General features: G+C 75.5%; 1 protein-coding gene. It reads right to left on the bottom strand.

Going from position 1 to position 1,541, the window contains the following annotated elements:
• On the bottom strand, positions 1–1,541 hold a 1,541-nt coding region (locus G3I65_RS09085), incomplete at both ends, for a type I polyketide synthase (RefSeq protein WP_160695695.1).

The following is a 1,541-nucleotide window of genomic DNA, read 5'->3' as shown; positions in this document are numbered from 1 at the left end:
CATCGGCGCCATCAGCGGCGAGTGGAACGCGTGGCTGGTGGCGAGTTCGCTGGTCTTGCGGCCCTTCTCCGCCCACGCGGCGGCAACGGCCGTGACGGCTTCGGCCGGGCCGGAGAGCACCACCGCGCCGGGCCCGTTGACGGCGCCGATCGCGACGTCGTCGGGCAGCGTCGGGGCGATTTCGCCCTCGCCCGCCTCGACCGCGATCATCACGCCGCCCGCGGGCAGGGCCTGCATCAGCCGGCCGCGGGCGGTGACCAGCGTGGCCGCGTCGGCCAGCGAGAGGACGCCGGCGACGTGCGCGGCCGCGATCTCGCCGATCGAGTGCCCGAGCAGGAAGTCCGGCCGCACGCCCCAGGCTTCGAGGAGCCGGAAGAGCGAGACCTCGACGGCGAACAGCGCGGGCTGGGTGAACTCGGTTTCGTCCAGGCGGTCGCCGTCGAACACCGCGCCGCGCACCGCGGGGTCCAGCTCGGCCAGCGCGGCGTCGAGGGCCGCGGCGAACACCGGGTAGGCCTGGTGCAGCTCGGTCGCCATGCCCGCGTACTGGGCACCCTGGCCGGAGAAGAGGAACGCGGTCTTGCCCGGCGCCGCGGTGTCCGTGACGGCAGTGGCGAGGTCGGCCAGCCCGGCCAGGAGCTCCTCGCGGTCACGGCCGAGCACGACGGCCCGGTGCGGGTGCCGCGCGCGGGTCGTGGTGGTGAACGCGGCGTCCACAAGCGACACGTCGTCGAGGTGGTCCGAAAGCGCTTGCGCCTGGGCGGCCAGCGCGTCCTGCGTGCGGGCCGAGATCAGCAGCGGCAGCACCGGCGGCGTGGTCCGCTCGCCCGCGTCGGTCTCCTCCGGCAGCTCCAGGACCACGTGCGTGTTGGTGCCGCTGACCCCGAACGACGACACGCCGGCCCGCCGCGGCCGCCCGGTTTCCGGCCACGGCCGGGCCTCGGTGAGCAGCTCGACGTCGCCCGCGGTCCAGTCGACCCGCGGGTTCGGCTCGTCGACGTGCAGCGTCTTCGGCAGCACGCCGTGCCGCATCGCCTGCACCATCTTGATCACGCCGCCGACGCCGGCCGCGGCCTGGCTGTGCCCGATGTTCGACTTCAGCGACCCGAGGTAGAGCGGCTCCGCGCGGTCCTGGCCGTAGGTGGCGAGCACCGCCTGCGCTTCGATCGGGTCGCCGAGCACGGTGCCGGTGCCGTGCGCCTCCACGGCGTCCACTTCGGACGGCGAGAGCCCGGCGGCGGCCAGCGCGTCGAGGATGACCCCCTGCTGGGCCGGGCCGTTGGGCGCGGTGAGGCCGTTGGACGCGCCGTCCTGGTTGACCGCGGTCCCGCGGACCACGGCCAGCACCGGGTGGCCGAGGCGCCGGGCGTCGGAAAGCCGTTCCACCAGCAGCATCCCGGCGCCCTCGCCCCAGCTGGTGCCGTCGGCGGCCGCGGCGAAGGACTTGCACCGGCCGTCCGGGGCGAGCCCGCGGGCCCGGCTGAACTCGATGAACGCCGTCGGCGTCGACATCACGGTCACGCCGCCGGCCAGCGCCAGCG

It is taken from the genome of Amycolatopsis sp. SID8362 (assembly GCF_010550475.1).
Classification (GTDB): domain Bacteria; phylum Actinomycetota; class Actinomycetes; order Mycobacteriales; family Pseudonocardiaceae; genus Amycolatopsis; species Amycolatopsis eburnea.
This window is presented reverse-complemented; position numbering and strand designations above follow the sequence as displayed.